The organism is Streptomyces pratensis, from assembly GCF_016804005.1.
In the GTDB taxonomy this organism is placed as follows: domain Bacteria; phylum Actinomycetota; class Actinomycetes; order Streptomycetales; family Streptomycetaceae; genus Streptomyces; species Streptomyces pratensis_A.
Map to the genome: position 1 here is coordinate 233,479 of NZ_CP051486.1, position 26,875 is coordinate 260,353.

General features: G+C 70.8%; 23 protein-coding genes, 1 tRNA gene, 1 pseudogene and 1 riboswitch. Of the genes and pseudogenes, 11 read left to right on the plus strand and 14 right to left on the minus strand.

Going from position 1 to position 26,875, the window contains the following annotated elements; all coding sequences use genetic code 11:
- Nucleotides 1–19: 19 nt before the first annotated feature.
- Both HED23_RS01090 and HED23_RS01095 read right to left on the minus strand, forming a co-directional pair.
- Complete coding sequence (locus HED23_RS01090; protein WP_238441800.1) at nucleotides 20–688, minus strand: radical SAM protein; 669 nt, start codon at nucleotides 686–688, stop codon at nucleotides 20–22.
- Nucleotides 689–795: 107 nt separating this feature from the next.
- Nucleotides 796–1,488, minus strand: a complete 693-nt coding sequence (locus HED23_RS01095; protein ID WP_203181578.1) for an HAD family hydrolase — start codon at nucleotides 1,486–1,488, stop codon at nucleotides 796–798.
- 97 nt (nucleotides 1,489–1,585) lie between these two features.
- On the opposite strand from HED23_RS01095, the gene HED23_RS01100 reads away from it, so the two are divergent.
- Entirely contained in the window at nucleotides 1,586–2,359 is a 774-nt protein-coding gene (locus tag HED23_RS01100; RefSeq protein ID WP_203181579.1) for an XRE family transcriptional regulator, read from the plus strand.
- Nucleotides 2,346–2,813 carry an NUDIX hydrolase gene (locus HED23_RS01105; RefSeq protein ID WP_203181580.1) on the plus strand — a complete coding sequence of 156 codons (468 nt, stop codon included), beginning with the start codon at nucleotides 2,346–2,348 and terminating at the stop codon, nucleotides 2,811–2,813. The genes HED23_RS01100 and HED23_RS01105 overlap by 14 nt, the downstream gene beginning before the upstream one ends.
- Here HED23_RS01105 and HED23_RS01110 read toward each other — a convergent pair.
- A complete protein-coding gene (locus HED23_RS01110; protein WP_203181581.1) occupies nucleotides 2,801–3,364 on the minus strand; it encodes an HD domain-containing protein in 564 nt (187 codons plus the stop codon). The genes HED23_RS01105 and HED23_RS01110 overlap by 13 nt on opposite strands.
- Before the next feature lie 710 nt (nucleotides 3,365–4,074).
- On the opposite strand from HED23_RS01110, the gene HED23_RS01115 reads away from it, so the two are divergent.
- Nucleotides 4,075–4,698 (plus strand): maleylpyruvate isomerase family mycothiol-dependent enzyme, encoded by a 624-nt coding sequence (locus tag HED23_RS01115; protein WP_203181582.1) that lies wholly within the window; start codon nucleotides 4,075–4,077, stop codon nucleotides 4,696–4,698.
- 67 nt (nucleotides 4,699–4,765) lie between these two features.
- Here HED23_RS01115 and HED23_RS01120 read toward each other — a convergent pair whose 3' ends face one another.
- Together HED23_RS01120 and HED23_RS01125 are read right to left on the minus strand one after the other, a co-directional pair.
- Complete coding sequence (locus HED23_RS01120) at nucleotides 4,766–5,164, minus strand: VOC family protein (protein ID WP_203181583.1); 399 nt, start codon at nucleotides 5,162–5,164, stop codon at nucleotides 4,766–4,768.
- A gap of 323 nt (nucleotides 5,165–5,487) precedes the next feature.
- Nucleotides 5,488–5,658 carry a hypothetical protein gene (locus HED23_RS01125; protein ID WP_203181584.1) on the minus strand — a complete coding sequence of 57 codons (171 nt, stop codon included), beginning with the start codon at nucleotides 5,656–5,658 and terminating at the stop codon, nucleotides 5,488–5,490.
- A 300-nt stretch (nucleotides 5,659–5,958) separates the two neighbouring features.
- Between HED23_RS01125 and HED23_RS01130 the strand changes: the two genes are divergently transcribed.
- Nucleotides 5,959–6,801 carry a hypothetical protein gene (locus HED23_RS01130; protein ID WP_203181585.1) on the plus strand — a complete coding sequence of 281 codons (843 nt, stop codon included), beginning with the start codon at nucleotides 5,959–5,961 and terminating at the stop codon, nucleotides 6,799–6,801.
- Nucleotides 6,802–6,845: 44 nt separating this feature from the next.
- Here HED23_RS01130 and HED23_RS01135 read toward each other — a convergent pair whose 3' ends face one another.
- On the minus strand, nucleotides 6,846–7,301 hold the full coding sequence (locus tag HED23_RS01135) for a MarR family winged helix-turn-helix transcriptional regulator (protein ID WP_203181586.1): 456 nt from the start codon (nucleotides 7,299–7,301) through the stop codon (nucleotides 6,846–6,848).
- 172 nt (nucleotides 7,302–7,473) lie between these two features.
- Between HED23_RS01135 and HED23_RS01140 the strand changes: the two genes are divergently transcribed.
- On the plus strand, nucleotides 7,474–8,925 hold the full coding sequence (locus HED23_RS01140; protein WP_203181587.1) for an MFS transporter: 1,452 nt from the start codon (nucleotides 7,474–7,476) through the stop codon (nucleotides 8,923–8,925).
- A 481-nt stretch (nucleotides 8,926–9,406) separates the two neighbouring features.
- Entirely contained in the window at nucleotides 9,407–10,747 is a 1,341-nt protein-coding gene (locus HED23_RS01145) for an ABC transporter substrate-binding protein (protein WP_203181588.1), read from the plus strand.
- 472 nt (nucleotides 10,748–11,219) lie between these two features.
- Here the strand turns inward: HED23_RS01145 and HED23_RS01150 are convergent, their stop codons facing one another.
- The 4 genes from HED23_RS01150 to HED23_RS01165 all read right to left on the minus strand — a co-directional run bounded on the left by HED23_RS01150 (nucleotide 11,220) and on the right by HED23_RS01165 (nucleotide 13,759).
- Entirely contained in the window at nucleotides 11,220–11,441 is a 222-nt protein-coding gene (locus HED23_RS01150; RefSeq protein WP_203187304.1) for a hypothetical protein, read from the minus strand.
- 58 nt (nucleotides 11,442–11,499) lie between these two features.
- Nucleotides 11,500–11,658, minus strand: coding sequence for a hypothetical protein (locus HED23_RS01155; RefSeq protein ID WP_203181589.1), 159 nt, complete (start codon nucleotides 11,656–11,658; stop codon nucleotides 11,500–11,502).
- A gap of 207 nt (nucleotides 11,659–11,865) precedes the next feature.
- Complete coding sequence (locus HED23_RS01160) at nucleotides 11,866–13,251, minus strand: FAD-binding oxidoreductase (protein WP_203181590.1); 1,386 nt, start codon at nucleotides 13,249–13,251, stop codon at nucleotides 11,866–11,868.
- 208 nt (nucleotides 13,252–13,459) lie between these two features.
- Complete coding sequence (locus HED23_RS01165; protein ID WP_203181591.1) at nucleotides 13,460–13,759, minus strand: hypothetical protein; 300 nt, start codon at nucleotides 13,757–13,759, stop codon at nucleotides 13,460–13,462.
- Between the two features lie 214 nt (nucleotides 13,760–13,973).
- On the opposite strand from HED23_RS01165, the gene HED23_RS01170 reads away from it, so the two are divergent.
- The 4 genes and pseudogenes from HED23_RS01170 (at nucleotide 13,974) to HED23_RS01185 (ending at nucleotide 18,122) form a co-directional block, all read left to right on the plus strand.
- Nucleotides 13,974–14,047, plus strand: a tRNA-Met gene (locus tag HED23_RS01170).
- Between the two features lie 338 nt (nucleotides 14,048–14,385).
- Nucleotides 14,386–15,543 (plus strand): PP2C family protein-serine/threonine phosphatase, encoded by a 1,158-nt coding sequence (locus HED23_RS01175; RefSeq protein ID WP_203181592.1) that lies wholly within the window; start codon nucleotides 14,386–14,388, stop codon nucleotides 15,541–15,543.
- A gap of 233 nt (nucleotides 15,544–15,776) precedes the next feature.
- A riboswitch (cyclic di-AMP (ydaO/yuaA leader) is annotated at nucleotides 15,777–15,929 on the plus strand.
- Nucleotides 15,930–15,940: 11 nt separating this feature from the next.
- Complete coding sequence (locus HED23_RS01180; RefSeq protein ID WP_203181593.1) at nucleotides 15,941–16,981, plus strand: M23 family metallopeptidase; 1,041 nt, start codon at nucleotides 15,941–15,943, stop codon at nucleotides 16,979–16,981.
- Nucleotides 16,982–17,164: 183 nt separating this feature from the next.
- Nucleotides 17,165–18,122: pseudogene (locus HED23_RS01185) on the plus strand (aldo/keto reductase).
- Nucleotides 18,123–18,411: 289 nt separating this feature from the next.
- Here HED23_RS01185 and HED23_RS01190 read toward each other — a convergent pair.
- The 4 genes from HED23_RS01190 to HED23_RS01205 all read right to left on the minus strand — a co-directional run bounded on the left by HED23_RS01190 (nucleotide 18,412) and on the right by HED23_RS01205 (nucleotide 23,773).
- The gene (locus HED23_RS01190; protein ID WP_203181594.1) at nucleotides 18,412–19,863 is read right to left on the minus strand and encodes a PrsW family intramembrane metalloprotease; all 1,452 of its coding nucleotides are present in this window, start codon (nucleotides 19,861–19,863) and stop codon (nucleotides 18,412–18,414) included.
- Nucleotides 19,864–19,933: 70 nt separating this feature from the next.
- Nucleotides 19,934–20,899: a tRNA (guanosine(46)-N7)-methyltransferase TrmB gene (trmB, locus tag HED23_RS01195; protein WP_203181595.1), complete on the minus strand. Its 966-nt coding sequence runs from the start codon at nucleotides 20,897–20,899 to the stop codon at nucleotides 19,934–19,936.
- Complete coding sequence (lhgO, locus tag HED23_RS01200; RefSeq protein ID WP_203181596.1) at nucleotides 20,892–22,148, minus strand: L-2-hydroxyglutarate oxidase; 1,257 nt, start codon at nucleotides 22,146–22,148, stop codon at nucleotides 20,892–20,894. The genes trmB and lhgO overlap by 8 nt, the downstream gene beginning before the upstream one ends.
- Nucleotides 22,149–22,270: 122 nt before the next feature.
- Nucleotides 22,271–23,773, minus strand: coding sequence for a sporulation protein (locus tag HED23_RS01205; protein WP_203181597.1), 1,503 nt, complete (start codon nucleotides 23,771–23,773; stop codon nucleotides 22,271–22,273).
- Nucleotides 23,774–24,714: 941 nt separating this feature from the next.
- Between HED23_RS01205 and HED23_RS01210 the strand changes: the two genes are divergently transcribed.
- Complete coding sequence (locus HED23_RS01210) at nucleotides 24,715–26,826, plus strand: asparagine synthase-related protein (protein ID WP_203181598.1); 2,112 nt, start codon at nucleotides 24,715–24,717, stop codon at nucleotides 26,824–26,826.
- The last annotated feature ends 49 nt before the right edge of the window (nucleotides 26,827–26,875 follow it).

Consider the following 26,875-nt stretch of genomic DNA (forward strand, 5'->3'; position numbering starts at 1 on the left):
CACAGCTCCGCCCTCAAGATCACTCGCTCGGGACAGCTGCCCTGGCCGGATCCTGCTTGTCGGCGTCGGCGAAGAGGAGAGTGGGTTCGGCCAGGATGTCCCTGCCGGACTCGCTTGCAGCGTTGCCGACCGGCCGGAGGCAGTGCAGTTTCAGCTGCTCCACGCCGTAGCCCTGGAGTACGCGAGCGAGCGGCAGTACCTCTTCGATGTTGCGTGAGGTGACCGTCATGGTGGCCCCGGAGCGGACCCCGAGTCGCTGGGCGATTTCGAGAGCGCTCAGCGCGCTGCGGTAGCTTCCGAACTTGCGGATGTGGTCGTTGGTCGAGCCGATGCCCTCCAGCGATACCCGGAGCAGGTCCAGGTCGGGGGCGATCTCGGTCAGCCGGCGCTCGATCCGGTAGCCGTTGGTGCAGATCTCGACCCGCAGCCCAAGATCCCGCTTGGCGTACTGGACGACCTGGGTGAGGTCCCGATAGACGAACGGTTCGCCGCCCAGCAGGGTGACAGCCTCGGTGCCGTACTGGTCGCGCATGAGAGCGAGGAGATTGATCGCCTCGTCCGCGGTGAAGGCGTCGGCGTGCTGGAGCCGCGTGCCGTGGAAGCAGTGCAGACATTCGAAGTTGCAGCGGTACAGCAGCTGCAGGTACAGCATCCGGATTCTGCGGATCCCGGTGACTTCGCTGATCACGAGGGTCTCCTTCGGGCGTTTGCCTGGTGGGAGACCTGATATTGGCGGGACAGGTGCGGACCCCGTCACCGCGTATCGGGACGCTCCAAGGACGTCCTGGGACGTTTTTAGGATGCCGCGAACGTCTCCAGGATCCCGAGGAGGCGATCGGTGTCCACGAGATCGGGCAGCACCCTCTGAGCACCGGCAGCGGCCAGTTCCTCGGCGCTGTGGACGCCGGAGGCGACTGCGATGATCTCGGAGCCCGTAGCGATCGCGGCCTCGACGTCCCTGGGCGGATCGCCCACGAGCACGACGGGCACGTCACCTTGCGCACCTCGCAGCCGCTGAGCACGCTCACGGGCGACAGCAACCAGGTCCGGCCGCTGGAGAGCATCAGCACCATAGGCGCCAACTCGCAGATCGAGCAGGGAGTCAAGGCCGAAGGCCGATACCTTCACCCGCGCGTTGGCCGCGATATTGCCGGTGAGTACCGAGGACACCCAGGCACTGCGTACGGAGGCTTCCTTCAAGATCTCACGCACGCCAGGCAAGGCTGTTCCGCGTCGGCTGAGCTCGGACAGACGCGCGTCACCTGCGGCCGTGAGGGCCTCCTCGACAGCAGCCCAGTCCGGCTCGGCCACACCGTTTCGGTGGAACATGTCGCGCATGATCAGGCGATCCGTACGACCTTCCGTCCGAGCCGGCCCCATGGGCTCTCTCCCCGACAGCGCTGTGAAGGCAGCGGCGTAGATCTCCTTGCTGACCCCGGCATTCTCGATCAGTGTGTGGTCGATGTCCCAGAGGACGATGAGCTCCATACGCCCAGCGTAAGCACCCTTGTCGTGCCGTCGACGTCCCGCAGAACGTCCCGGAACGTCCTTGCCGCTCCCGGCCCCTTCAGCTTGTATGACGCCTGTGAACGAGCGACTGCACTCCGTACTCGCCCAGCGCGGCATCCCACCCGAATCCCTCGCCGAAGTCTGCGAGGTGGACCCCAAAACGGTGAGCCGGTGGCTCGGCGGCCGTGTTCCCCACGCTCGTCACCGCTTCCGCGTCGCCGGGCACTTGCGGGTGGAGGAGCTGTTTCTGTGGCCGGCACCCGTACGCAGTAGCCGACAGCAAGCCGTTGGGTGGGAGCAGGAGCTGGTCACGACTTACCAGAACCGGGCGAGCGTCCCACGAGAGACGTGGCTGTCGCTGCTCAAAGGCGCGCAGGAACAGATCAGCGTCCTCGTCTTCTCCGGCACCTTCTTCGCCCAGTCCAACCCCCCCGTCGCGAAGATGCTCGCCGAGCGCGCCTCGGACGGGGCACGAGTGCGGCTCTGCTTCGGCGATCCGAACGGCCAGGCAGCAGCCATCCGGGGCCGGGAGGAGGGCATCGGCGACACCCTCGCCGCCAAGATCCGCGCCTCCCTCACCTACTACCGGCCTCTACTCTCCGAGGCAGGCTGCGAGGTGAGACTGCACGACACCACCCTCTACACCTCCATGTTCCGCTACGACAACAACCTCCTGGTTAACCCACATATTTGGGGCCAACCAGCCAGCGCCAACCCCATCCTGCATCTCCGTAGAGCTGACACCGCAGGCTGGTTCGACAACTACGCTCAGAGTTTCGAAGCTGTCTGGGCCACCGCACGGCCCTGGACACCAGACCGGGAGGGGCCCGCTTCACATGGGCAGGACTGAGTACTACAACGACCCCAACGCCCCCAAGGCGAATACGCTCATCCCCGCCAACAACCTCCTCGTCGTCGACGAAAACGGCGCCATACTGCTCCAGCGACGCCGGGACACCGGCCAGTGGGCCCTGCCGGGCGGCGCACAGGACATCGGCGAGACCGCGGCCCAGTGCGCCGTGCGCGAGTGCCTGGAAGAGACCGGGATCATCGCCGAGATCACGGGCTTCCTGGGGGTCTACACGAACCCGAACCACATCGTGGCCTATACAGACGGCGAGATCCGCCAGCAGTACGAGAACACCTACATTGGCCGCCCTGTAGGCGGCGAGCCCACCATCAACGACGAAGCCGACGGCGTCCGATACGTCCAGCCCAACGACCTGGACAACTACGACATCCACCCCAGCATGCGCCAGCAGATCGGCGACTACCTCGCCGGCACATACCCTTACCTGGGCTGAGCCGCCAACGCCGCCTCCACCCGCCCTACGGCCGCCAGGATGTCCGGCGATGCCCGACGGATGAACCGCCCCACCTGGCTGTCGGACCCGTATCGCCCGGTGATCTCGGCCAGCCGAGAATCGACCGTAGTGACCTGGCCGTCTGGTGTGGTCGTCATGTCGCAGTACACAAGTGCGTCCACAAGGCGCTGGTTGTCCAGAAGTGGAAACTCGGCTTCCAGCACGGCCCGCAATCCGTGCTCCTCTGCCTCCAGCAACGCAAACGAGTGGTTGGCTACGAGCCGGACCAGCCGTTCGTCAGCAGCGTGGATGTCACGCAGGAACCGAGCGCCGTCCAGCGGGTGAAAACCAGTGATGGCCAGGCGCGGCGCATATCCCACATCGTGCAGGATGGCCGCACAGATTAGAAGTTCTGCGTCGTTACCCACAGCCCCGGCCAGCCCCATTGCGCGCTGTGCGACCCCTTGCGAGTGCGCCCACCGCCGAGCAAGCGGCTCAGCCAATTCCCCCTCGGCCACCGCACATGCCCAAGGTGCAATCGCTTCATCCATGGTCGGTAGGTGCCCAGGTGCATCCTTACTCAGTCTCAGCCAGATCGATCAGAGCGTCACTGCCCAGCCAGCCCCGACTGGAGATCGTGCGGGCGCAACATTCGCCATCGACGCAACGTGCTCTGCGCCCAGAATTGAACCCGCCTCACAGGCTCGACAGACTGGGATCGACATGTACCGCGTCGTTCTGATTCGCTGGCGGACCTCGCACAGCGCTTACCACTCACGCGGCACAGCATTTGGGAAGCGCCCTGCGCTGCGATGCCCCGCAGCTTAGAGTCAATGCGTGAGCGATGCGTGAGCGGACGTATTGGCACGACGCGCGCAGATTTGGACCGGGCGTCGAGGGCGAGGCTCTGACCAGGAAATCTTGGATCACGGGGTTGCCTGGCGGAGGTCCCGGCAGGATTTTGCCGGGACTTTTTAGTCCGTTGGTTGTGGGTTCGAGTCCCACACGGCCTACCACTGGATCCCAGGTCAGAGTGTGTTCTTCTGGCCCGGGGCAAACCTTTGTCCGAGTCCGTCCCGGGCAGCTGCCCGATCCATGCTCCGTGGACGTGCGGACGACGACGCAACGAAGCCCCGACCGCCTTCGCGGCCGGGGCACCCTGCTGTCCGGCGCGGTGGAGGCCGCTGCGGACAGCCGATGAGTTCCCGGGGCGAGGCGAGTCTTCCTCTACGGGTGCTGTAGCCGGCGGTTGGAGGAAGTCATGAGTGATGTCTGGCCGATGGTCCATGCGGAGCGCGCGGCGCTCATCGAGGACCTCGAGAATCTCGACGACCGGCAGTGGGAGGAGCCGTCGCTCTGCGCCGGGTGGACGGTGCGCGACGTGGCAGCCCACCTGACGGACACGGCTCGGACGACCCGCCTGGGTTTCCTGGCCGGTCTCGCCCGGGCGCGGTTCGACTTCGACCGCCAGAACGCCCGCGGTGTCGACCGCGAACGGGGTGCCTCACCACAGGAGACCCTGGAGCGGCTCCGCCGGGTCGCGGTCCGCAGGTCGACACCGCCGGCGCCCCTCGACAGCCGGCTCGTCGAGGAGATCGTGCACGGCGAGGACATCCGCCGTCCCTTGGGGCTCTCCCGCTCCTACCCGAGGGAGGCCGTCGTCAGGTCACTTCGTCTGCAGGTCCGGACTCCGGCCTCCTTCGGCGGGGCCAAGGAGCTCGTGTCCCGTGTCCGGCTGACGGCTGCTGACGCCGACGTGTCGATCGGCGAGGGGCCGGAGGTGAGCGGACCCGCGCTCTCACTGCTCCTGGCCGTCTCCCGTCGGCGGGTGGCGCTGGACGACCTCTGCGGGCCGGGGGTCGCCGTGCTGGCTGCGGCGATCTGACGGGGTCTGCCTCCGTGCCCTCGTCCGTGGGTCCCGGCCGCGTCGTGCCCTCCCGGAACTCGCGTTCTCAGAGGCTGTACTTCTCGACGGCCGCAGGGGTGACGGGGGTGAAGAAGTTGACGAGGTTGCCGTCCGGGTCGCGGAACAGCAGCGACCGGTTGCCCCACGGCATGGTGGTGGGCCCGGCCACGAAGTCGGTGTCGAAGGCGCTCAGGTTCCGGTGCACGAGGTCCACGTCGTCCACGAGGAACTCGGTGATCACGCTGTGGTTCGCCGCGGGGCGGGCGGAGCCGGGGGCGAACAGCGGGACGGTACGGGTGCTCCCGATCGCGAGGGTGGCGGCGGGGGTCCTGAGCTCGGCGAAGTCCTCGGTGGCCCAGGTCGCCCCCACCCCGGTGACCCGCTCGTAGAACGTGACGAGGCGCGCGACGTCGTCGGTGATGATGCGGATCGAGACGAAGTTCATGATGGGCTCCAAAGTCGTGCCGGTGTCGTGCGCGTCGCAGGCTAGGGGCCGTAAAGGACAGAATCGGTCCTGTATCCGCATCCGGTTGCGAACGTGCCTCGTAGCGTCGGCCGCATGCTGATGTTCCTGGCCCTGTTGTGGCCGGGTCCGGGCACGTAAGGGGGCCGGGCCCGGCCACCGGCTCGGCGGCGATGACCGCAGCGCGCGGCGCAGTTTGGATCAGCTGACCGGCGGCCCGGCCGCGAGGGGCCGGTGCCGCTTGTCAGGGGCCGGCCTCCGCCGAGCCGTTCTTCGACGGACGAGGGCTACGGGCGCATCGGCTGTCAGCCCTCGGCGCGGTGGCGCACGGCCGCCCCCAGCAGGGTGCGGAGCAGGCGCCAGGCGCGGGTCCGGCGAGCTCTGTCGGGAGACCACAGGTAGACGATGCTGAGCACGCAGACCAGCGAGCAGGCGAGCAGAACACTCGTCATCGAGAGCAGGGCGAGGAAGGTCATGTTGTTCGGCTCCTCCAGAGGGTGACAGCGAGAAAGGCCAGGTGGCCTCGGTGTCCTCCCAGCATTCGGCGCCTCGTTGCGGCCTTTCCGCGAGAGTGCCGTCTTCGGACGAACGCGTACGCGGCACAAGGGAGTTGTGACGGTGCTCGCCGGCTCCTGACATTTCTTGACACCCCTGCGGCGAGGAGGGCCTTGCTGCGATGATCGGGTGATACGGGGGACCGGAGGGGGAACACGGCTTTGGCAGGCTCGCAGTGGTCGCGAGGGGACGCCTTGGAGCGGCTCAGATATGAGCTGCAGATGCTGCACAGGCGAGGGGGCGAGCCCAGTTTCCGCACCATCGCGCAACGGACGGCCAAGGCGATCAGTCACACCACGGCGGGCAACGTACTGAGGTGCGACAGTGCTCCGGGGTGGGGCCCGCTGGAGCTTGTGGTGGAGGCGCTGGGCGGTGACACGGACACGTTCCGCACCCTCTGGGTGGCAGTGCGGGACGAGACCTCTCCGCTCGTGCTGCCGGCGCCGGCAGCGTGGGTGGACGACGAGCCGGACAACACCCAGTCCGTAGGCGAGTTGGGCATGCAGGACCTCGAGGCCGCCGAGGACGACCTCCACGAGTCCGCGACGGAGCGCGAACGCCGGGAGGGTGAGGCCCGGCTCGAGCTGTTGACCGCCATCGAGACGCGGGCAGACCTCACCGACCGCCTGGGCGGCCTGCGCGAGAAGCTGGGGCGGGAGCGCGGGCTCAACGAAGGGCTGCGTGCCCGTATCGCTGCTCTGGAAGCGGAGCGGGACGCTCAGAGCCGACGCGTCGACCGTCTCCAGGACGAGCTGCGCTCGGTCAGCGAGGAGCGGGTGGTGCTACTGGAGAAGCTGAACGCGCTCAACGTCCGACGGACCGAGCTCAACTTCGACTGGGCGCGCGAAGAGGAGAAGCTACGGCGTGGGGCCGAGAAGGCCCGCAAGGACATGCGGGCCGAGGCCAGGGATCTGCGCGAACGACTCGAAGCGGCAGAGGCGCTGCTCGAGTCGGTCCTCGCCGAACAGGCCGCACGCGAGACCGGGCCGGGTGAGGTGGGCACGGCCGGCCGCGTGGCAGGCCGGGGCAGGCCTTGGTACCGCTCCTTCCGTAAGCCTGGCTGAGGCGTGGGGGGGTTCCAGGATGGGCACCCCCTCCCTCGTGCGGCTCAGGGCCGTGGCCAGGGACGGCCGCCGATGCGCTCGATGTCGGAGTTGAAGCGGCGCAGGTAGCCGGCGAACGCGGAGATGTCCTCGTCGGGCCAGTCGGCCATGACGCGCTCCAGTGAGCTGACCATTCCCTCGCGTTCCGAGTCGAGGGTCCTCGCGCCCTCCTCCGTGATGCGGAACTTGCGGGCCATGCCCCCGTCCGGGTCGGGGATGCGCTCCACGAATCCGGCTCGCATGACCGCGGCGGTCTGCCGGTTGAGGGTGGATACGTCGAGGTCGAAGGCCTCGCTGAGCTCGCCGACGGACATCGGGCCCTGGATGCGGATGCGGCTGAGCAGGACATACGCGCTGCGCTCCAGGAGGCCGTCCTTGCGGCGTCCCTTTCTGTGGGTCAGCAGGCCGTGCCGGCTGAGCAGCATCTGCTCGTACTCGACCTCTTGCGTTGCCCTGTTCATGCGCGGGCACCTCCTGCTTCCTGCCGGGCGAGGCCGGTGTGTCGTCGTGCCGTGGTGCGTGCTGGCTTCATCGTATGTTCACGAGGACATGCATAGGCCACACCATGTGCATAATGCAATAGGCGTGTACGATGCCAAGTCTTCCACCGACAGATAGCCGAGGACCCGCGATATGGACGCCCCCCAGCCCACAGCCCGCACAGGCGGCGTGATCACGACGTTGGCCCTCGCCGGCACCGTCGCTGCGGTGATGCAGACGCTGGTGACCCCGCTCATCGCCGAGCTGCCACGGATTCTGGACACCTCGTCGTCGAACGCGGCCTGGGTGGTCACCGTCACCCTCCTGGTCGCCGGTGTGTGCGTCCCGGTCACCGGAAGGCTCGGTGACCTTCTCGGCAAGCGCCGGATGCTGCTGGCCTGCGCGGTGCCGCTGGTCGTGGGCTCGGTGGTGTGCGCACTGGCCTCCTCCGTGGTCCCGATGATCGTCGGGCGTGGCCTCCAGGGCATGGGTATGGGCATGGTGCCGCTGGGTATCGCCCTGCTTCGTGACGTGGTGCCCGCCGAGAAGCTCAGCGGCTCGATCGCCCTCGTGAGTGCCTCCATGGGCATCGGCGGCGCCCTCGGTCTGCCGATCTCCGCCGCCGTCGCCGAATACACCAGCTGGCGCGTGCTGTTCTGGGGTTCCGCCGTCCTCGCGGTGATGATCGCCGTACTCATCTGGGCCTTCGTCCCGGACGTCCCGGCCGGCGCCAAGGGACAGCGCTTCGACGCACCCGGCGCGATCGGGCTCGCCATCGGCCTGGTGTCCCTCCTGCTGGCCATCTCCAAGGGCGCGGACTGGGGCTGGGGTTCGGGCACCACGCTCGGCCTGTTCGCCGTGGCGGTCGTGGCCCTCGGCGCCTGGGGGTTCTACGAGCTGCGCACCCGTGACCCGCTCGTCGACCTGCGCACCACCGCCCGCCCGCGCGTGCTGCTGACCAACATCTCGTCGATCCTGGTCGGCGTCGGCATGTACTCGTTCATGCTGATCGCGCCGCAGCTGCTGCAGTTCCCGGAGGCCACGGGGTACGGCCTGGGCCAGTCGATGCTGGCAGCCGGCCTCTGGATGGCTCCCGGCGGCGTGATGATGATGATCGTCTCCCCGCTCGGCGGGAAGCTGATCAACGCGCGCGGCCCCAAGATCGCCCTCGTACTCGGCGCGCTCGTGATCTCCCTGGGCTACGGCATCTCCCTGTTCCTCATGGGCTCGGCCTGGGGCCTGATGATCGTCGGCATCGTCATCAACAGCGGTGTCGGCCTCGCCTACGGTGCGATGCCCGCCCTGATCATGAGCTCGGTCCCGCTCTCGGAGACGGCTGCGGCCAACGGCTTCAACACCCTGATGCGCTCCCTGGGCACCACCATCGGATCAGCCGTGATCGGTGTGGTGCTGGCGCAGATGACCATCGACCTCGGCGGCTTCTCGCTCGCTTCCGAGGACGGCTTCCGCGTCGGCCTGATGATCGGCTGCGGAGTCGCCCTGATCGCGGCCGCGGTGGCCGCGTTCATCCCTGGCCTCGTCCGTCCCGCCGCGTCCGGCGACAGGACGGGCCCCGCGGCCGGGAAGGTCTCGGTCGAAGCCTGACCCCTCCAGCGGATGCGCCCCGGCCGGTTCCACCGGCCGGGGCGCATCCGTGTGCGGGGGCTCAGGGACGGGGCTCAGGAACTTTCTTCTGCACGGGCATTGACCGTGGGAGTGGGCCGACTTACGTTCTTCGCGTTGTCCTTCGTATGTCATATATGAGACGCGATATGAGAGCCGAGCGCCGTATGCAGCCAGCCCCGAGCCCTCTCCCCTGCCGCCCCCGGCGCCGCGGGAGACGCTGAACACTCCCGTCCGCCCTCGACGGAAGGGGCATGCGCCGTGTCCGCCGGTTGCTTCCGGACCTGGCGGGACAGGGCACGCGGGCGATCGGACTCGCCCCGGCTCACCGGTCCCCTCCGGCTCCGCAGGACCGCCGGACTCCTGCGCTACCCGAAGCACCTCCACCCGCACGGCCGCACGTTGCGGTGACCTGTCGCCCGGCCCCCCCCCGCCGGTGAGCACTCAGAGAAGAGAGCCGACCATGATCAAGACCCGCAACAGCCGTCTCGCCGCCGCGATATCACTGGTCTCCGCGTTGGCCCTCACGGCCACCGCCTGCGGTGACGACGGCAGCGGCGTCGCCGGTGCGAAGGGCGCCGAAGGCCCGGGCACCGGAAAGATCGTGTTCTGGGACGAGAACGGCGGCGTCCGTACGGCGATCTGGAAGGAGATCATCGCCGACTTCGAGAAGGCGAACCCCGACATCGACGTGCAGTACGTGGGCATCGCCTCCACCGAGGCCCAGTCCAAGTACGACACCGCCATCCAGGGGGGCGGCCTCCCGGACGTCGGAGGCGTGGGAGCAGCCATGGTCGCCGGTATCACCGCGCAGGACGCGCTGGAGCCGCTGGACGACCGGATCGAGGGCAGCTCCCTCAAGGGCAAGCTCAACGAGGCGATGATCGAGAACGTGCGGAGCGCCGCCGGCCGGGACGAGACGTACACGGTGCCGATCTCCGCCACCAACGGCGTCCTCTACTACCGTACGGACCTGTTCGAGAAGGCCGGGCTGGGCGAACCGAACACGTGGGACGAGTTCTACAAGGCCGCGGCGAAGCTGACGGAGAAGCAGAAGAACCAGTTCGGCTACACCATCCGCGGCGGCCCGGGCTCGATCGCCCAGGCGCTGGACTCGATGTACGGACAGTCGGGCATCGAATCCTTCTGGGACGAATCCGGGACGAAGACCACGGTCAACGACCCGAAGAACGTCGCGGCACTGGAGAAGTACACCGGTCTGTACAAGAAGGCCACTCCGGAGGCCGACCTCAACAACGACTTCACGAAGATGGTCGCCCAGTTCGACGCCGGTGGCATCGCCATGCTCAACCACAACCTGGGCTCCTACCAGGACCACGTGAGCTCGCTCGGCGTCAAGAAGTTCCGCGGTATCCCGCAGCCCGAACTGGCGGACGGCACCCGGGTGATGGTTTCCAACCCGGTCTCCGGCCTCGGTCTGATCAAGTCGTCGGAGAACAAGGCGGCGGGCTGGAAATTCATCGAGTTCGCCGCCTCCCACGCCTCGAACTCCAAGTTCAGCGAGTCCGCGGGTCTGATCCCGGCCAACAAGGAGGCCGCCGAGGACCCCTGGCTCGACAAGGCCGAGACCACCAAGCTCGGTGCCGAGGCGCTGTTCTCCGGCAACACCAAGATCGTTCAGCTTCCCTACTACCTGCCGGACTGGAACACCCTCTCCAAGGCCGACAGCGAATCGGGCTTCCAGAAGGTGCTGCTCGGCAAGTTGAGCGCCAAGGAATTCCTGGACACGTTCGCCGAGAGCCTCGACGCGGCGCAGGCGGAGTGGAAGGAACAGCAGGGCTGACGGGCGGGGCCGACTGACCACCCCTTCCGCCAGGTGCGCCGGTCCGCGTTCACCTTTCCCTGCGCCGTACGGGCCACGCCGGTTTCCCTGCGCCGTACGGGCCACGCCGGGCCGACCGTCCCGAGCCCGGCGCCGGCATCCGGCTCGCGAGTGCCGGTCCCGGGGGGTCAGGCCGGCTTTCCTGCCTGACCGTCCCTGCGCCGCCGGACGGGCGGAAGCGTGACTTCCGGCGAGCCTGCCTGCGCGGTCGGCCATGACGGGTGCCCGCGAAGTCCCTGTGTGTGCCCGGGGGCGGGGCCGCGGCGTCCGGCCCGTGCGGTCGCAGGCGGAACACCGGTCCGGTACCGGACGTACTCGGCCGGTGCGGTGACGCGGCGGGAGTGGGCCCGTGGGACCTCCGCCGCTCCCGCGGACACCGAGCCCGGGGACGTGCCGGGCGCCACGGGGGCCGGACGGACCTCTGCGGGCGCCCCTAGTCCAGGCCTTTCTCCCGCAGTTCGTACATCAGGAGGAACGTCCGGTAGGTCTCCGCGGACACCTCCAGACAGACGTCCGGCCGGTTGGTCCACGTCGACGTGTTGTCGAGGGCCCGTCGGCAGGCCGTCTCGGTCTCTGCCTCGGACGGGATGTTCGAGATGAACGCGGCGATCAGCAGGACCACTGCGAAGACGACCACGCCGATACGGATGCGCATGGTCACCCAACGACCGTGCGGCCGGGCCGGTCACTCGGGGCGGCTCACCGGCATCCGGTCATTCGGGTTCGTCGGTGACCGGCGGCAGGTCGGGCTCGATGAACAGGCCCGCGTACTGCGGTGTGGGCAGCGGGGCCGCGTTGCCCGTCTCGGCGTTCGTGGTCGCGGACGTGCGCTCGGCGTGCCGCTGGGTCGTGCGGGCAGGCATGTCGGTCATCTCAGGAGTCCTGTACGTAGGTGTGCGGTGAGAGCCCCGTGACCGAGCCGCTGCGTCAAATGCCGGACTGGTCCCGACCGGTACGGCGACGATGTGCCGCTACCGGTCCCGCGCCGCTCCGGGGGCGGCCGGATCATCATGCGGTGCATGCAGACTGTAACCCTCCCGGCACGGCTTTCCCCCGGTATTGCGCCCCCGGCGTGACGGTCAGTGCGGCGGTGCGGGCTCGATGTTCTGGTTTGCGTGGAAGAGGTTGTGCGGGTCGTAGACCCGCTTGGCCTCCGAGAGCCGGTCGTAGTGGCCCCGGTAGGTGGCCCGGACGCGGTCCTGGGACTCGCCGGTGCCGATGAAGTTCACGTAGCCGCCGCCCATGGAGTGCGGGTGCAGAGCCTCCCAGTAGCCGACGGCCCACTCCTTCAGCGCGGCCGCGTTCGCCGGGTCGGGGTCGATGCCCGCGATGACCCCGGACCAGAGGGCGTCACGATAGGCCCAGGCGGTGTCGTCGGGGCCGACCCGGCCGGCGGCTCCGTCGACCGGGTACAGGTGCATGGTCGACAGACCGGTGGGGAGCTTCTCCGCGAAGGAGGCGTGCACGTCGACGGCCTCGTCCGTCACCCGGTCGAAGAAATCGCCGCGCCAGTACCACTGGAGCCCGGCCGGCATCAGGGCGTCGAACATGCTCTGCAGGGCCGGGTAGGGCATCGGGGTCGTGAAGTGGAAGGCGGGCGCCCCCGGTTCGTTCACCACGGCGAGGGTCTCGCCCAGGGATTCCGGGTCCGCCGTCGAGGACCAGATGACACCGCACATCTTCCGCCCGTGGATCTCCTCGGGGAAGGGCGGCCCGGGCGGGACGCTCAGCGAGGCGAAGAAGCCGTACAGGTCGTCCGGTGCCTGCGGCAGGAAGTCGCGGTACCAGCGCATGACGTCGTGGAAGAGTTCCAGGGGCCACAGGGTGATGGCGACCCCCACCGTCTCCACGGGGTGCAGCTCGAAATCGAACGACGTGACGATGCCGAAGTTGCCGCCGCCGCCCCGCAGCGCCCAGAACAGGTCTGAGTGCTCGCTCGGGTTCGCGGCGACAAATGTGCCGTCGGCCAGGACCACGTCGGCGGAGACCAGGTTGTCCACCGACAGGCCGTACTTGCGGGTGAGATAGCCGTGACCGCCGCCGAGGGTGAGTCCGCCGATGCCGGTCGTGGACATGATCCCCGCAGGGGTGGCGAGGTCGAAGGCGTGGGTGGCGTGGTCGAAATCGCCCAGCGTTGCCCCGCCGTCGGCCTGGGCGGTCTGGGTGGCCGGGTCGACCCGCACGCCCCGCATGGGGGAGAGGTCGATCGTGACCGCGTCGTCGGCGAGGCCGAGACCGGGGCCGCTGTGCCCGCCGCCGCGGACGGCCACGTCCAGGCCGTTCTCGCGGACGAAACCGACCGCCGCCATGACGTCCGCCGTGTCGTGGCACTTGACCACGGCGGCCGGCTTCTTGTCGATCATGCCGTTGTAGACCGCACGGGCCTGCCCGTACTCGGGGTCGTCCGGGCCGATGACCGGGCCGCGCAGAGCGGCTTTCATCGTCTCGAGCAGCGTGCCGTCCATGGCCGTCTCCTAGCGCGCGTGCGCCCGGCCTCCCCTGGGCACCATCGGATCGGGTGAGGCTGCTGGGCCGGCGCCGACACCTGAGGATGCCGCGCAGACGGGACCGAACACCGAAAGGCTTGCCCCTCCAGCGTCCCGCCGCTCAGGGAGCCCCGCAATCGCGGCGCGCCGTGCCCCGGTCCGGGCCCGGACCGGGGCAGGCGAGGGGTCATCCCTGCTGTGCCGCCGCGCCGTTCTCCTGCGGCGCCACGGGCAGGCGCTCTGCCGTGCCCCTGCGCAGATGGACCATGAGCCCGATGAACCCGGCCGCGAACCCGCTGAGCAGGCCCGATATCCCGTGGTTGAGCGCGTTGACGGCTGCGCTGCCGGGCACACCGATGACCAGGTAGTTGACGGCGGCGCTGATCACCGAGCCGAACACGGCGCCGAGCACTCCGCTGACGAGGGACACGCGCAGGGGCGACGGCGAGGCCGGGGAATCCGGGGCGGGTCTGTGCGGTGTGGACATGTTGGGAAGCCCTCCAGACAGGCGACAGGCAAGATCGGGGGGTGCGGCAGCACCCTTGATCACGCCACTGTGCCTGGCAACTCCGCCCGACGCACCATGTGTTGACGCATTTTGTCGGCGCGGGAAGATGCCCGGCAACGGGCGGGCCGGGGGCGGCGGCCTCAAAAGTGGTCGGAGCACCGTCCCGGATGGCGTAGAGTTGCAATCACAACGACGCGGGGTGGAGCAGCTCGGTAGCTCGCTGGGCTCATAACCCAGAGGTCGCAGGTTCAAATCCTGTCCCCGCTACTGAAAGACAGAGGCCCGGATCCTTCCAAGAGATCCGGGCCTCTGTCGTACGTCGTCACCCGGCCGCCGGTGGCCCCGCGCGCCGCATCGGCGGGCGTACGTCGCCGGTCTCCGGCCCGCGAGGAACTACGATCGGCAACGGAGACGGAACTGCCGTCTTCGTACGGGATGCAGGATCTGCGCGCAGCACCGGTTCTCCGACTGACCTCCGGAGTGCAGGGCTCCGGCGCGCTCCTCCCTTCGGCCTATGACGGGTCGCCGCTCGGCGCGGCTCCGGGCGGCCCGGGCGGGGCGCGGTACCGTCCGCAGCCGTGGGTGGACCGGGCAGGAGTGCACAGGTGGGGAAGCGGGACGTTCGGCGACGGGGCGCTGCGGGGAACGCCCGTTCCCGGCGGTTCGTGCGCGCGCTGCCCGCGGTGATGATCTGTGCCGGGGCGGCCTTCGACCTGGGGACACCGGCCGAGGTCACCGCCGTACCGCTCTTCGCCGCCGCACCGCTGATCGCCGCCCCGTTCTTCTCGCTGGCCAGCACCGTCCGGATCGGGGTGGTCGCGATCCTCGTCGTACTCGCCATCCGGATCTCGGACGGCGCACTCGCGAAGGTCGTGCCCGTCACCGACCTGCTCACCCTGGTTGTCGTCGCCGCGCTGTCCCTCGTCATCAACCGCGTCGTGCGCCGCGGGAACGAGCAGCTGGCTTCGGCAAGGGTGATCGCGGAGACCGCGATGCGCGCGGTGCTTCCGACACCCGAGGAGCGGATCGGCGGGCTGCTGGTCGCGGCGCGGTACGAGGCGGCCCAGGCGGACGAGTTCGTCGGTGGCGACCTCTACGCCGTCGCGGACACTCCCTACGGGGTGCGCCTGGTCGTCGGGGACGTACGCGGCAAGGGGCTGGACGCCGTGGCGGCGGTGGCCGTCGTGATCGGGGCGTTCCGGGAGGCCGCCGAGCAGGAGATGTCGCTGGAGGGGGTGGTCCAGCGGCTGGAGCGGGCGCTGGCCCGTGAGGGCTCGCGGCGGGGCGGGCTCGATTCCATGGAGGGGTTCGTGACCGCGGTCCTCGCGGAGGTCCCGACCGGCTCGGACACGCTGCGGGTCGTCAACCGGGGCCACCCCGAGCCGCTGGTGCTGCACGCGGACGGGGCGCTGGACGTACTGTCGCCGACCGTGCCCGCGTTGCCGCTCGGGATGGGGCTGGGCGCGTGGCCGGACCGGTCCGACGAGTGGACGCTGCCGGCCGGTGCCATGTTCCTGGCGTTCACCGACGGTCTCTCCGAGGCGCGGGACGCGAAGGGAGTCTTCTACGACCCCGCGGCACGGCTGCGCGGCCGGCTCTTCCCGGGGCCCGACGAGCTGCTGTCCGCGCTCACCGATGACGTACGGCTGCACACCGGCGGCCGGTCCACGGACGACCTGGCGCTGCTCGCGGTCGGCCGTCCCGCGCAGGGGCAGCAGGGGCGGCGGACGACCGTGAAGATCGTGCGACGGGACAGTGAATGACCGGTCGCGACCGTCGGTAGTCGAAGGACCCCGCTCCGCATAACATTTGACGCACCGTCAGAAAGTGCTGGCTGAATTGTGGGCGCTGAACTCGCCCGTTTGCGACCGTTTGGCCCCTGAAAGTCCAGGCCAGAGCGATGAACGATCTGTGGGAACAGCTTGGAATCGGACCCGGTCGTCTATTAACGTTCGATAACGCAGCGCGGTTGTACCTGTCGTCGCAAGAGGCGGCACCGCGCGCAGCGCCGAATTCCGCAAGGGAACCGGGGAACCACCTACATGGGGTGAATCGGACACCTGTGTCTCGCGAGAGACGGAGGGGCCCGTAGGAGACCTTCCTGCTCCGAACCCGTCAGCTAACCCGGTAGGCGAGAAGGAAGGAAAGGAGTGCGCCCACGTGGCGTCCAACCAGCCTGCCCCCGAGGCACCGTCATCCTTCAGGACCGGCAGCTTCGGCGATGAGGACAGGACGTGGGAGGAATGGAACCCCACCGAGGAGTCCATCCGTCCCGTACGCGGCCGTCACCGCGTAGCCAAGCAGCGCGGCCTCGCCCGTAGCTCCACCGTCCTCGGTGTCGGCGTCATCGCGGCCGTCGGTGCGGGTGGCATGGCCACCGCTCAGAGCAAGCCGCCGGTCTCCATCTCCCTTCCCGATTCCATCGCGGACAATCTCCCCGATGCCAAGTCCCTTCCCGGCGTGGGCGCGTTCATGTCCGGCGACTCCGGCTCGGACCACGAGACGGTCGCCGCCTCCTCGCCGCTCACCACCGCGGGCATCACCGCCGCCGAGGCCCAGCAGGGCACCACCGACGCCGGTGAGGCGCTGCGTGCCCGCATCCTCCAGCAGGCCGAGCAACAGCAGGCCGGAGCCGATGCCGAGGCCAAGGCGGCGGAGGAGCAGGCGGCGATCGAGGCGGCCGCGGCTCAGGCGGCGAAGCAGCAGAGCAAGGCCGAGGCCGAGGCCGCCGCGAAGAAGAAGGCGGCGGAAGAGGCGGCGAAGAAGAAAGCGGAGGCCGAGCGCCTCGCCAAGCTCGCCGCCAGCTACGCCGTCCCGACCTCCTCGTACTACATCAGCTCGACCTTCGGCCAGGCCGGTTCGATGTGGTCCTCCGGTCACCACACCGGGCTGGACTTCGCGGCCCCGACCGGCACCCCGGTCAAGGCCGTGCACAGCGGCACGGTGAAGTCGGCCGGCTACTCCGGCTCGTACGGCTACCGCACGGTCCTGGAGCTCGACGACGGCACGGAGGTCTGGTACTGCCACCAGTCCTCGATGGACGTGACCGCCGGCCAGAGGGTCACCACCGGCGAGACCATCGGCCGCGTCGGCGCGACCGGCAACGTGACCGGTGCACACCTGCACCTGGAGATCCACACCGCGGACGGCACGGGCATCGACCCGATGAGCTGGCTGCGCGGCAAGGGCCTCACGATCTGATCCCCGGTTCCGCCGTCCGGACCGGAACTGATCCGGACGACGGAACCGCGCGCCCGTACCCGGCGCACCCGAACTCCGGCGGCCCTGACGCACGACCCCCCGACGTCAGGGCCGTCGGTCTGTCCGGGACCTCTTCTCCCGGGGCGGGGGCGCGTAACCGGAATAGCTGCCTCAGCTGACTGGTTGTCCCCGGGTAGGACTTCTCTGCGCCCGCTCGGTTCATCGAGCCTCCAGGTATTCCCCCTCGCTCTCGGCGGCAACGTCTTCGGCTGGAACGGCGGACGAGGACCGGACCTTCGCCGTCCTCGACGCCTACGTGGCGGCCGGCGGCAACTTCATCGACACCGCCGACTCCTACTCGGCCTGGGTCCCGGGTAACGAGGGCGGTGAGTCGGAGGCCCTGATCGGCAAGTGGCTGGCGGCCCGTTCCCGCCGCGACGACGTCGTCATCGCCACCAAGGTGGGTGCCCACCCCGCGTACAAGGGGCTCTCGCCCACCACCATCAAGGAGGCGGCCGAGGCGTCGCTGCGCAGGCTCGGCACCGACCACATAGACCTGCACTACACGCACTTCGACGACGAGAGCGTGCCCGTCGAGGAGATCATCACCGCGCTCGACCAGCTGGTGAAGGCCGGCACGGTGCGGGAGATCGCCGCCTCCAACATCAGCCCCGAGCGGCTCCAGGCCTCCCTGGACTTCTCCGAGCGTGAGGGCCTTGCCCGCTACGTCGCACTGCAGCCGCACTACAACCTCGTCTCGCGGGACACCTACGAGGGCGCGCTCCAGGACACGGCGGCCCGCGCCGGGCTCGCGTCCGTCCCGTACTTCGCCCTGGCCGCGGGCTTCCTCACCGGCAAGTACCGCGTGGGCACCTCGGTCGACAGTGTGCGGGCGGACGGCGCGGCCAAGCACCTGGAGACCGAGCGCGGACGCAAGGTGCTGTCGGCGCTCGACAGGATCGCCCAGGAACACGACGCCGAGATCGCCACGGTCGCACTCGCCTGGCTGGCCTCCCGGCCGACGGTGGCCGCACCGATCGCCTCCGCCCGTACGGTCGAGCAGCTGCCCGCGCTCGTGGCGGTGGCCGGGCTCCGGCTGACCGGGGCGCAGCTGGCGGAGCTGACCGCGGCGTCCGGCTGACCGGGGCGCCGCTGGCGGAGCTGACCGCGGCGTCCGGCTGACCGGGGCGCCGCTGGCGGAGCTGACCGCGGCGTCCGGCTGACCGGGGCGCAGCTGGCGGAGCTGACCGCGGCGTCCGGCTGACCGAGGAGCAGCTGACCGCGGCGTCCGGGCGACCGAGGAGCAGCGGGTGGAGCTGACCGCGGCCTCCGTGTGACCGAGCGGGAGCCGGGCGGGCCTTTCATCTGACCGAGCGGTGGCCGGCCGTTCAGGCCGCGGGCCCACCCGCGCGATTCGAGGGCTGGGCTCCCTAGACGGGCGGGGTGCGGCGCCCGCCGTCCTCCATGTACGGGTTGTAACCCCCGTAGTGCCGGTGCGGTGCCGGGAGCTGCTGCGGAGGCGGGCCCCCGGGGGGGAACTGACGGGGGAACGGGGGCGGCCCGGGCGGCCGGTGTGCGCGGAGCCGGCCCGTCGCGTGGGCGGCGTACGTCAGGGCGGGGCCCGCGATGTCCCGGCGGTGCCAGAGATGGTGCAGCAACTCCTGCTCGCGGAGGGCGAAGTCGGGGCCCGCTCCGTCGTGCCGGGCTCTCCGCCGCAGCATGGCCAGAGAGGTCGCGAACGACTCGTACTCCGCCACGGCGCGGGCCGCCGCCCTGCCGCGGGCGCGGTCCGGGTGGCTGTTCCAGTGTTTGGCCATGTCGCGGGCCATCCCCCGCGCCCGCATCGAGGCCAGCGCGAGCGGCTCGGCGGGGGCGAGCCAGCCGGCCGCCGCGTAGACCGGCAGCTCGGTGGAGAGCGTGCGCAGCTCCCTCTGGCGCGACCAGATCGCCAGCCAGGTCACCAGGCCGAAGGACGGCACCATGAAGGCGCCGTACACCAGGTAGAAGCCGTACGGTCCGAAGGCCGACGAGCCGTTCCACAGGGCGTGCATGCCCATGGCGAGGACGAGCCCGAGCAGTGGCAGCACGATCCGGCGCACCCGGTGGCGCGCGCCGCCGAGCGCCGCGATGCCGAAGCCGATGCCGGAGAGCACCGTGAACAAGGGGTGCGCGAACGGCGACATCACCACGCGCACGAAGAAGGTCCCCGCCGTCACCGAGGCGAATCCCGTGGTCCCGAGCTCCTGGTCCTCGCCGAAGGCGTTGCCGAGGTAGAGGATGTTCTCGGTGAAGGCGAAGCCGGTCGCGGTGAAACCGGCGACCACGATGCCGTCGACGATCCCGCCGAACTGCCGTCGGCGGAAGAGGAAGATCAGCAGGACCGCGACGGCCTTCGCGATCTCCTCGACGACGGGGGCGACGACCGTGGCCCCGAGGGTGTCGGCGCTCGCCGGATCCGCGGTGGCCGTCGCTATCCACCGGGTCGCGAAGGTGTTGGCGATGATCGCCACGAGCGCGGCGGCGCACGCACCCCAGGAGAAGGCGAACAGCAGATTGCGCCACGGGCCGGGCTCCACCCGGTCGAGCCAGCGGAACGCCGCCATCAGAAGGGGCACCGGCAGCACGGCCAGCCCCAGCCCCACCAGGAAGCCCTCGGTTCCCGTCTGCTGACGGACCAGAGCCAGGATCACCAGACCGCAGAGCGCGAGCACCGTGATCAGCGCACCGGCGCGGAACGCCTTGCTGCGCCAGACCATGCCGACGCGACGGGGCCGGTAACGCCACTGGCCTCGCTCCGGGACGGCGCCCAGGAACTCGTCGAGCTGCTGCTCCTCGAGAACCGGGACGGCCGGCTGCTGGTGCTCCACGGACCCCTCGGACATCCGACGACCCTAACGAGGGCGACTGACACCTGGCCATGCCGCGGTGGACGGGGAGCCGGGCGGTGGCTGATCAGCGACGGGTGAAAAGCACGTCGTGCACGGTGTGGCCCTTGTCCAGGCCCTGGCCCTCGAAGCGGGTCAGAGGGCGGAAAGCGGGCCGGGGCGCGTAGCCGCCATCCGCCTGGGTGTTCTCGAACAGGGGGTGTGCCGTCAGGACTTCCAGCATCTGCTCGGCGTACGGCTCCCAGTCCGTCGCGCAGTGGACGACCGCACCGGGCTTCAGCCGCTGTGCCACCAGATCGAGGAACTCCGCCTGGATCAGCCTGCGCTTGTGGTGCCGCTTCTTGGGCCACGGGTCGGGGAAGTACACCCGGAGCCCGTCCAGGGCGTCCGGCTCCAGCATCTCGCGGAGCAGGATGATCGCGTCACCGTTGGCGACACGGACGTTGGAGGCTCCCGCCCGGTCCGCGAGGCCCAGCAGATTGCCCTGGCCGGGGGTGTGCACATCGACGGCCAGGATTCCGGTGCCCGGGTCGTCGGCCGCCATCTGTGCCGTCGCCTCGCCCATGCCGAAGCCGATCTCCAGGACCACCGGGAGGCCGTCGAACAGTGCCGGGAGATCGAGGACGCTGAGGCCGTCGATGTCCAGGCCCCACTTGGGCCACAGTCGCTGGAGGGCGTCCTCCTGGCCGGCGGTCACCCGGCTGCGGCGGGGCTGGAAGCTGCGGATCCTGCGCTCGTGGTGCGAGCCCGCCGGGTCGGCGGCCGGGCCGCCGGGGAAGCGGGGCTCCTGGCGCAGCCGGCGCTGACGCTCGAAGGAGGCGGCGCGCCGCGCTGCCGCGTCCCTCTCCGCCTCCGATTCCCCGGCCGCCTCCGATTCCTCGGCCGGCTCGGGAGCGGCCGTGGGCCCGGGCTCCGTGGGGCTCGCGTGCACGGGTTCCGGGACGCTGGGGTGAGCGGGCTCCGGGGTGCTCGTGGGCACGGGCTCCGGGGCGGGGCCGGGCGTCTCTGGGGTGGGGTTCACAGGCTCAGACACAATGACCCGATTCTACGGCGGGAGGCGTCCACCCCGTCGCGCGAGCCTGCAGCAGGGCCCGTCGCGCCACCTCCCTCCCGATGGGCAGGGACGCGGTGGCCGCGGGAGAGGGGGCGTTCAGCACGTGCACGGTGTGCGGGGCGTCCCTGATCAGGAAGTCGTCGACCAGAGTGCCGTCCCGAAGGACGGCCTGGGCCCTGACCCCCGCAGGGGAGGGCCTGAGATCGGCCTCCGTCACCTCCGGCAGGAGCCGCTGGACGGCCCGGGTGAAGGCGCTCTTCGACAGGGACCGGTGCACCTCGCCCGCCCCGTACCGCCAGTGGCGCCGGGCGATCTTCCAGGTGCCGGGCCAGGCGAGCGTGCCGGCCAGCTCGCGCGGGTGGACGACCGCCGGGCCGTACCCCTCGCGGGCCAGTGCCGGCACCGCGTTCGGACCGACGTGGACCGTGCCGTCGACACCCCGGGTCAGATGTACCCCCAGGAAGGGGAAGGCCGGGTCCGGCACCGGATAGACGAGCCCCCGCACCAGCTCCGGCCTGGCCAGCTCGAAGTACTCCCCGCGGAACGGCACGATGCGTGCCCCCGGGTCGTCGCCCGCGAGCATCGCCACCCGGTCGCTGTGCAGCCCCGCGCAGTTGACCAGCACACGGGCCCTGACCACCTGGCCGTCGGACGTGCGCACCGCGACACCCCACGGGCGCCGGTCGACGGCAACGACCTCCGCGCCGTAACGGATCTGCCCGCCCGAGGCGCTCACCTCGGCGGCGAACCGCACGGCCACCGCGGCGAAGTCGCACACCCCCGTCGTCCCGACCCGGATCGCCGCCAGGCCGCGCACCCGTGGTTCGTACTCCGCGATCTGGGCGGGGCCGAGCTCGCGGACCGGCAGGCCGTGCGCCCGGCCGCGCTGCACCAGGGCGTGCAGCCTGGGCAGCTCGCCGCTCCCGGTCGCGACGATCAGCTTGCCCGTCACCGCGTGGGCGATCCCGTGCTCCGCGCAGAAGTCCACCAGCTCCGAGGCGCCCCGCACCGCGTAGCGCGCCTTGAGCGAGCCCGGCGGGTAGTAGATGCCGCTGTGGATCACGCCGCTGTTGCGCCCGGTCTGATGCCGGGCAGGGCCCCACTCCTTCTCCAGCACCGTGACCCGGGTGCCCGGTGCGGTGCGCGTGATCGCGTACGCGGTCGACAGACCGACGATTCCGCCACCGATCACCAGCACATCGCAGTCGTACGCCGCGTGCGTCATCATCACGCCACCTCCCACCCCGATAGTGCACTGACCCACTGACAACGGGCTCAAACCAGGGACGGTGTGTGCGTGGCGGGCCGTTCCTCTCCCGGATCGGGCGAAACCGGGGCGTACCGCAACCCCTAAACTTGGGTGACGAGAAGCGGACGGGCTCGTTCCCGTAGTTCTGCCACGCGGGGCTCGTCGCCGTACGGTTCCAGGCGGTGCAGCAGGTCGCGTACGTACTCGGTGGTGCGTGCCGAGGAGATGCGCCCCGCCACCTCCACGGCGCGCGTCCCCGCCGCGCAGGCCGCGTCGAGGTTGCCCGACTCCAGCTCGGCGACCGCGGACACGACCAGCCGCAGCCCGTGGGAGCGGACGAACTCGTCGGTGGGTTTCGACAGGGCCTGCTCGGTGAAGCGCCGCACCTGCCGGGGCGCCTTGAGGTCGCGGTAGCACTCGGCGGCGTCGGCGGCGAATCTGTCGTACGAGTAGAACCCGAGCCACGCCGGGTCGGAGTCGCCGGCCCGGGAGCGCTCCAGCCAGCCCTCGGCCGCCCGGAGCGCGGCCCCGGCGGCCGGTGCGTCGCCGGCCTTCGCGTGGGCGCGCGCCTCCACGAGCCGGAAGAAGCTCATGGTCCGTGCGGTGGCGAGACCACGGTTGCGCTCGACCGCCGCTTGCGCGAGGTCCACGCCCTCGTCGGCGAAGCCCCTGTAGGTCGCCTGCAGGGACATCGACGCCAGGACGTATCCGCCCAACGGTACGTCGGCGGCGGCGCGGGCCAGGCGCAGTGCCTGGATGTAGTAGCGCTGGGCCGCTTCCTGCTGGCCGGTGTCGAAGGCCATCCAGCCCGCGAGCCTGGTCAGCTCGGCGGAGGCACCGAAGAGCGCCCGGCCCACCTCGTCGCTGTACGAACCCAGCAGGAGCGGCGCGGCGTCGACCCGTAAGCACTCCGGGACCATGGAGGAACGCCAGTCGCCGCCGCCGTACTTGGAGTCCCACCGGCGCGCGTCCTGGGCGGCCTCGCGCAGCTTCGACACGTCGCTGTGGCCGACGCGCAGCAGCGGGCCGTCGACACCGCCCGCGGTGTCCGGGCCCGGCTGGACGGGCACGCCGCCCTGCGCCCCCGGCGCGCCCTCAGGGCCGAGGATCGCGGCCTGGGCGGCGGCCGGGTCCCTTGCGACCGAGGGATCGGCGGGGGTTATGAGCCACCGCGACGCGGGGGTCGCATAGGCGCTCACCGCGAAGGAACCCGCCAGTGACTGCCAGATCCCACCGCCGCCCCTGCGGCCCGCGAGGTCCAGCCGGTACAGATCCGTCGCCGACCGCACGGCCTCGCCCACGTCGCGCGGGAAGGCCAGGCCGACCTCGGGTGCCGGATCGGCGTCGGCCAGCCCGATCTCGTGCAGCGGGACGGGACGGCCGAGTTTGGCCCCTATCGCCGCCGCGATGAGATGGGGTGCCGCACCCTGCGGCACCATGCCCTTGGCGACCCACCGGGCCACCGAGGTCTTGTCGTAGCGAAGTGTCAGACCGCGCTGCGCTCCGAGGTCGTTGACCCGCCGGGCGAGACCGGCGTTGCTGATTCCCGCGAGGGCGAGAACCGTGCCGAGCTTCTCGTTCGGCCCGCGTTGCTCCCTGGACATGAGCCACCCCTCGACACACAGACGGCCGCCGCGTCACCGTCGGGCGCGCGGCATTCGTACCGTGTTCTCCCCAGGTACGGTCCCGGGCACTCCGGCCGCACACGCATTTGGCCAGGCCCCGTGGAATATGCCGCCCTGCCGAGAACATCGGTAAACCCAGCGTAGTTCGCCGCATCCCCACCGTTAAGGGGCAGACCTCCGTATGGCGGGATTGTTGTCCGTGCGGTGCGGAGTGCCGGCGTCGTGCTCCTGATGTGTGGCCGTGCGCCCGGCCGTGCGCTCTGGCCCGGCCTGTGTGCAAGCGCTTCGATGGGTCCTGCGTGGGTCGGCCCGCCGAACTGGACTCGGCGGGCTGGGGGAGACGCCGCCCCAATCCCCGCGGGCGGCGAACCGGTCCGGGAGGTGACGAACACCTCCCGGACTGTGCGCCGTACGGGCGGGGTGCTGTGAGGCCGACGTGCGGGCCGGCGCACCGGGGGGATGCGCCGGGCCGCACGTCAGCGCACTCGGGCGGGGGCGTCCGGTGTGCCGCCGCGGGCCTTCGGGGGAGCTGCCCCGTGGCCCCGGGAGGGCCGCGCGCCGGTCTCCCCGGTGTGTGGCCGGAGGCGAAACGCGCGGGTCGGTCGCGATCGGAGAATGGCCGAATAGTGCCGGTCGGGCAGGGCGTTGTGAAGCCGCCCGACTATGGCCGGATTGCGCCTGTTCCGCTGCCCGGCCGAGGCGGGGGCCGTACCCGGGGCCCGCAGCCGCAACTCCCTGAAGGTCCAATTCCGTTGCCGGGGAGTCCGCGGCGCGGTGGCCAGGCCTTTGCCAGGGGCGCATGCGTATCCGGTGTGCGCCGCCCGTACCCCCTCCAGGGCGCCGTTGTCGTGGCAGCATGTCCCGCAACGGCGTTCCCGTGTCCTGGTACGCCGGTTCGTCCACAGCCTGTGGAGGCGGCGATGCGTTGGTTGGTGGGGTGGAGCAGTATCGCCGCGAGCTTCGGCACCGTGGGCGCGGTCGGCCACCACGGGGAGGGGCGCACCGTCCACCCGGTGGGCTCACAGCTCCTGTGGGGTGACCCGGATCCGCTCTGGGCCGTGGGTGACTGGCGCCCTGACGAGATCCGCATCATCACGGTCGCGACCCCCGAGGGAGCGCCCACCACCCGGCTCGCGGTCCTCGGCTGCTGCGGGGCCACCGACGAACAGCTCCGCGTCGGGCTGCTGTCGGCCCGTGGCGGTGCGCTGCGCCACCTCACCGCGTGGTCCGGCAGTTACACGGCCGTCGTGCAGATCGGCCGCCGCATCACCGTCGCCGGGGACCTCGCCGGAGCCCGCCCCGTCTTCCACACCCCCTGGGCCAACGGCACCGCGTACGCCACCGCCGCCCTCCCGCTCGCCGACCTCATCGAGGCGCAGTTGGACATCGGCCACCTCGCCGCGCTGCTCGCGTGCCCCGAGACCCCGGAGGCGCTGGGCGACGGCACACCGTACGCGGGGGTGAAGCGGATCCCGCCCGGGCACGCGCTGATCCTCCGGGAGGGCTCGCGCGAGATCACCGGGTACGAGGCGGTCGCCTCACTGGCCGTGGCGGCCGCCCAGACCGACCCGGTGAGCGCGGTCGAAGGCGTGCGGGACGCGCTTGTCGAAGCCGTGCGCGCACGGCTCACGGCACCACGCCACGCCCCGGAGACCCTGCCGCCCGATCCGGGGCCCGTCCCCGGCATGGGACCCGCCGAACGCCGTGCGGCCCGGGGGGCGCCGGTCCCCGGTATCGGTGCTGACCTCTCCGGCGGCAGCGCCTCCGCCACCCTCGCCCTGCTGGCCGCCGGACTGCCCGGGCTGCCGGGCACCGTGCTGGGCCATGGCACGGGGGCGGGCGAGAGGCTCCTCGCCGTCACCTTCAACGACCTGTCCGCACAGGGCCACGAGGACGAGATGGAGCGCGCCCGGGTCATCGCCGCCAACCCGCGCCTGCACCATGTGGTCGTCGCGGCGGGCGAGGAGGCCCTGCCCTACGCGTCGCTGGAGACCGGCCCGCTCACCGACGAGCCCGCCCCCTCCCTCGTCGTCGCCGAACGCCACCGGCGACGGCTGACCGCAGGCAGCGCCGACCACTTCGTCGGTCACGGCGCCCGCCAGGTCCTGGACGCGCACCCCGCACGGCTGGCCGACCTCCTCATGGACCGGCGCAGACGTCACATCCTGCGGCCCGTCGCCGCGCTCGCCAGGGCCGAAGGGCCCTCCACGCACTCCCTGTTCGTCCCCCTCGCCGTCTACCGGGCCGCCCGCCGACTGGCCCGTACGTCGTATCGCACCGGGCTCGAGACGGCGGCGTCCCTGCTGCCCGAGGCGAATCGCGACGCCCCCGACCTCGACACCCCGGCCGACGCCTCCCTCGCCTCCCTCGCCTGGTCCCGGCCCGGTCCGGCGGCCCGCTGGCTCACCGGGGAGGCACTCGCGGAAGTATCGGTTCGCCTCCAGGAGGCGGCGATCCGTCCCGCGTCGGTCCAGCGCCCGGGGGAGGCCAGGGCCCGGGCGGTGCTGGCCCGGCACGCGGCCGACCAGCGGATCCTGGAACAGGCCGCGGAGGTCCGCAGCCAGCGGCTGCACGCCCCCTACCTCGACAACCAGGTCGTACGGGCCGCCCGTGCCCTCCCGGAATCTCTGCGGGTGCAGCCGGGTGCCCGGGCCGCGATCCTGCGCCGGGTCCTCGCGGGGGCCGGAATCCACGACCTGCCGCCTGGCTGGGGCGCCCCGTCGCAGGCCACCTCGACCGCGGCCGGACGCGTCGGGCTGCGTACCGCCCTTCCGGAACTGATCGCCCTCTTCGACGCCCCGCTGCTCGCCGACGCGGGCCTCGTCGAGGCGCGCGTCGTGCGCAAGGCGCTTCGCGCGGCCTCCGAGGGCGAGCCCCTTCCCCTGGACGGGCTCGCCGAGCTGGCCTCCACGGAACTCTGGCTCCGGCGCCTGGTCACCCGCCGGGGTACCTGCTGGACCGGCACGGCGGCCCCACGGCAACGGGCGGTCGCAGGGGGCGTCGTCCCGGCCCGCCGGACCTTGCAGGCGTAGCGGCCCGATCCCCGGGGCCGGGGGTCGAACATGTCCGGGGCCGGGGGCT

What these genes read in the sequence shown, in the direction of transcription:
- HED23_RS01095 (WP_203181578.1), bottom strand. Translation starts at nt 1,488, where the DNA reads ATGGAGCTCATCGTCCTCTGGGACATCGACCACACACTGATCGAGAAT.
- HED23_RS01105 (WP_203181580.1), top strand. Translation starts at nt 2,346, where the DNA reads ATGGGCAGGACTGAGTACTACAACGACCCCAACGCCCCCAAGGCGAAT.
- HED23_RS01110 (WP_203181581.1), bottom strand. Translation starts at nt 3,364, where the DNA reads ATGGATGAAGCGATTGCACCTTGGGCATGTGCGGTGGCCGAGGGGGAA.
- HED23_RS01115 (WP_203181582.1), top strand. Translation starts at nt 4,075, where the DNA reads ATGAGTGATGTCTGGCCGATGGTCCATGCGGAGCGCGCGGCGCTCATC.
- HED23_RS01120 (WP_203181583.1), bottom strand. Translation starts at nt 5,164, where the DNA reads ATGAACTTCGTCTCGATCCGCATCATCACCGACGACGTCGCGCGCCTC.
- HED23_RS01125 (WP_203181584.1), bottom strand. Translation starts at nt 5,658, where the DNA reads ATGACCTTCCTCGCCCTGCTCTCGATGACGAGTGTTCTGCTCGCCTGC.
- HED23_RS01130 (WP_203181585.1), top strand. Translation starts at nt 5,959, where the DNA reads ATGCTGCACAGGCGAGGGGGCGAGCCCAGTTTCCGCACCATCGCGCAA.
- HED23_RS01135 (WP_203181586.1), bottom strand. Translation starts at nt 7,301, where the DNA reads ATGAACAGGGCAACGCAAGAGGTCGAGTACGAGCAGATGCTGCTCAGC.
- HED23_RS01140 (WP_203181587.1), top strand. Translation starts at nt 7,474, where the DNA reads ATGGACGCCCCCCAGCCCACAGCCCGCACAGGCGGCGTGATCACGACG.
- HED23_RS01145 (WP_203181588.1), top strand. Translation starts at nt 9,407, where the DNA reads ATGATCAAGACCCGCAACAGCCGTCTCGCCGCCGCGATATCACTGGTC.
- HED23_RS01150 (WP_203187304.1), bottom strand. Translation starts at nt 11,441, where the DNA reads ATGCGCATCCGTATCGGCGTGGTCGTCTTCGCAGTGGTCCTGCTGATC.
- HED23_RS01155 (WP_203181589.1), bottom strand. Translation starts at nt 11,658, where the DNA reads ATGACCGACATGCCTGCCCGCACGACCCAGCGGCACGCCGAGCGCACG.
- HED23_RS01160 (WP_203181590.1), bottom strand. Translation starts at nt 13,251, where the DNA reads ATGGACGGCACGCTGCTCGAGACGATGAAAGCCGCTCTGCGCGGCCCG.
- HED23_RS01165 (WP_203181591.1), bottom strand. Translation starts at nt 13,759, where the DNA reads ATGTCCACACCGCACAGACCCGCCCCGGATTCCCCGGCCTCGCCGTCG.
- HED23_RS01190 (WP_203181594.1), bottom strand. Translation starts at nt 19,863, where the DNA reads ATGTCCGAGGGGTCCGTGGAGCACCAGCAGCCGGCCGTCCCGGTTCTC.
- lhgO (WP_203181596.1), bottom strand. Translation starts at nt 22,148, where the DNA reads ATGATGACGCACGCGGCGTACGACTGCGATGTGCTGGTGATCGGTGGC.
- HED23_RS01205 (WP_203181597.1), bottom strand. Translation starts at nt 23,773, where the DNA reads ATGTCCAGGGAGCAACGCGGGCCGAACGAGAAGCTCGGCACGGTTCTC.
- HED23_RS01210 (WP_203181598.1), top strand. Translation starts at nt 24,715, where the DNA reads ATGCGTTGGTTGGTGGGGTGGAGCAGTATCGCCGCGAGCTTCGGCACC.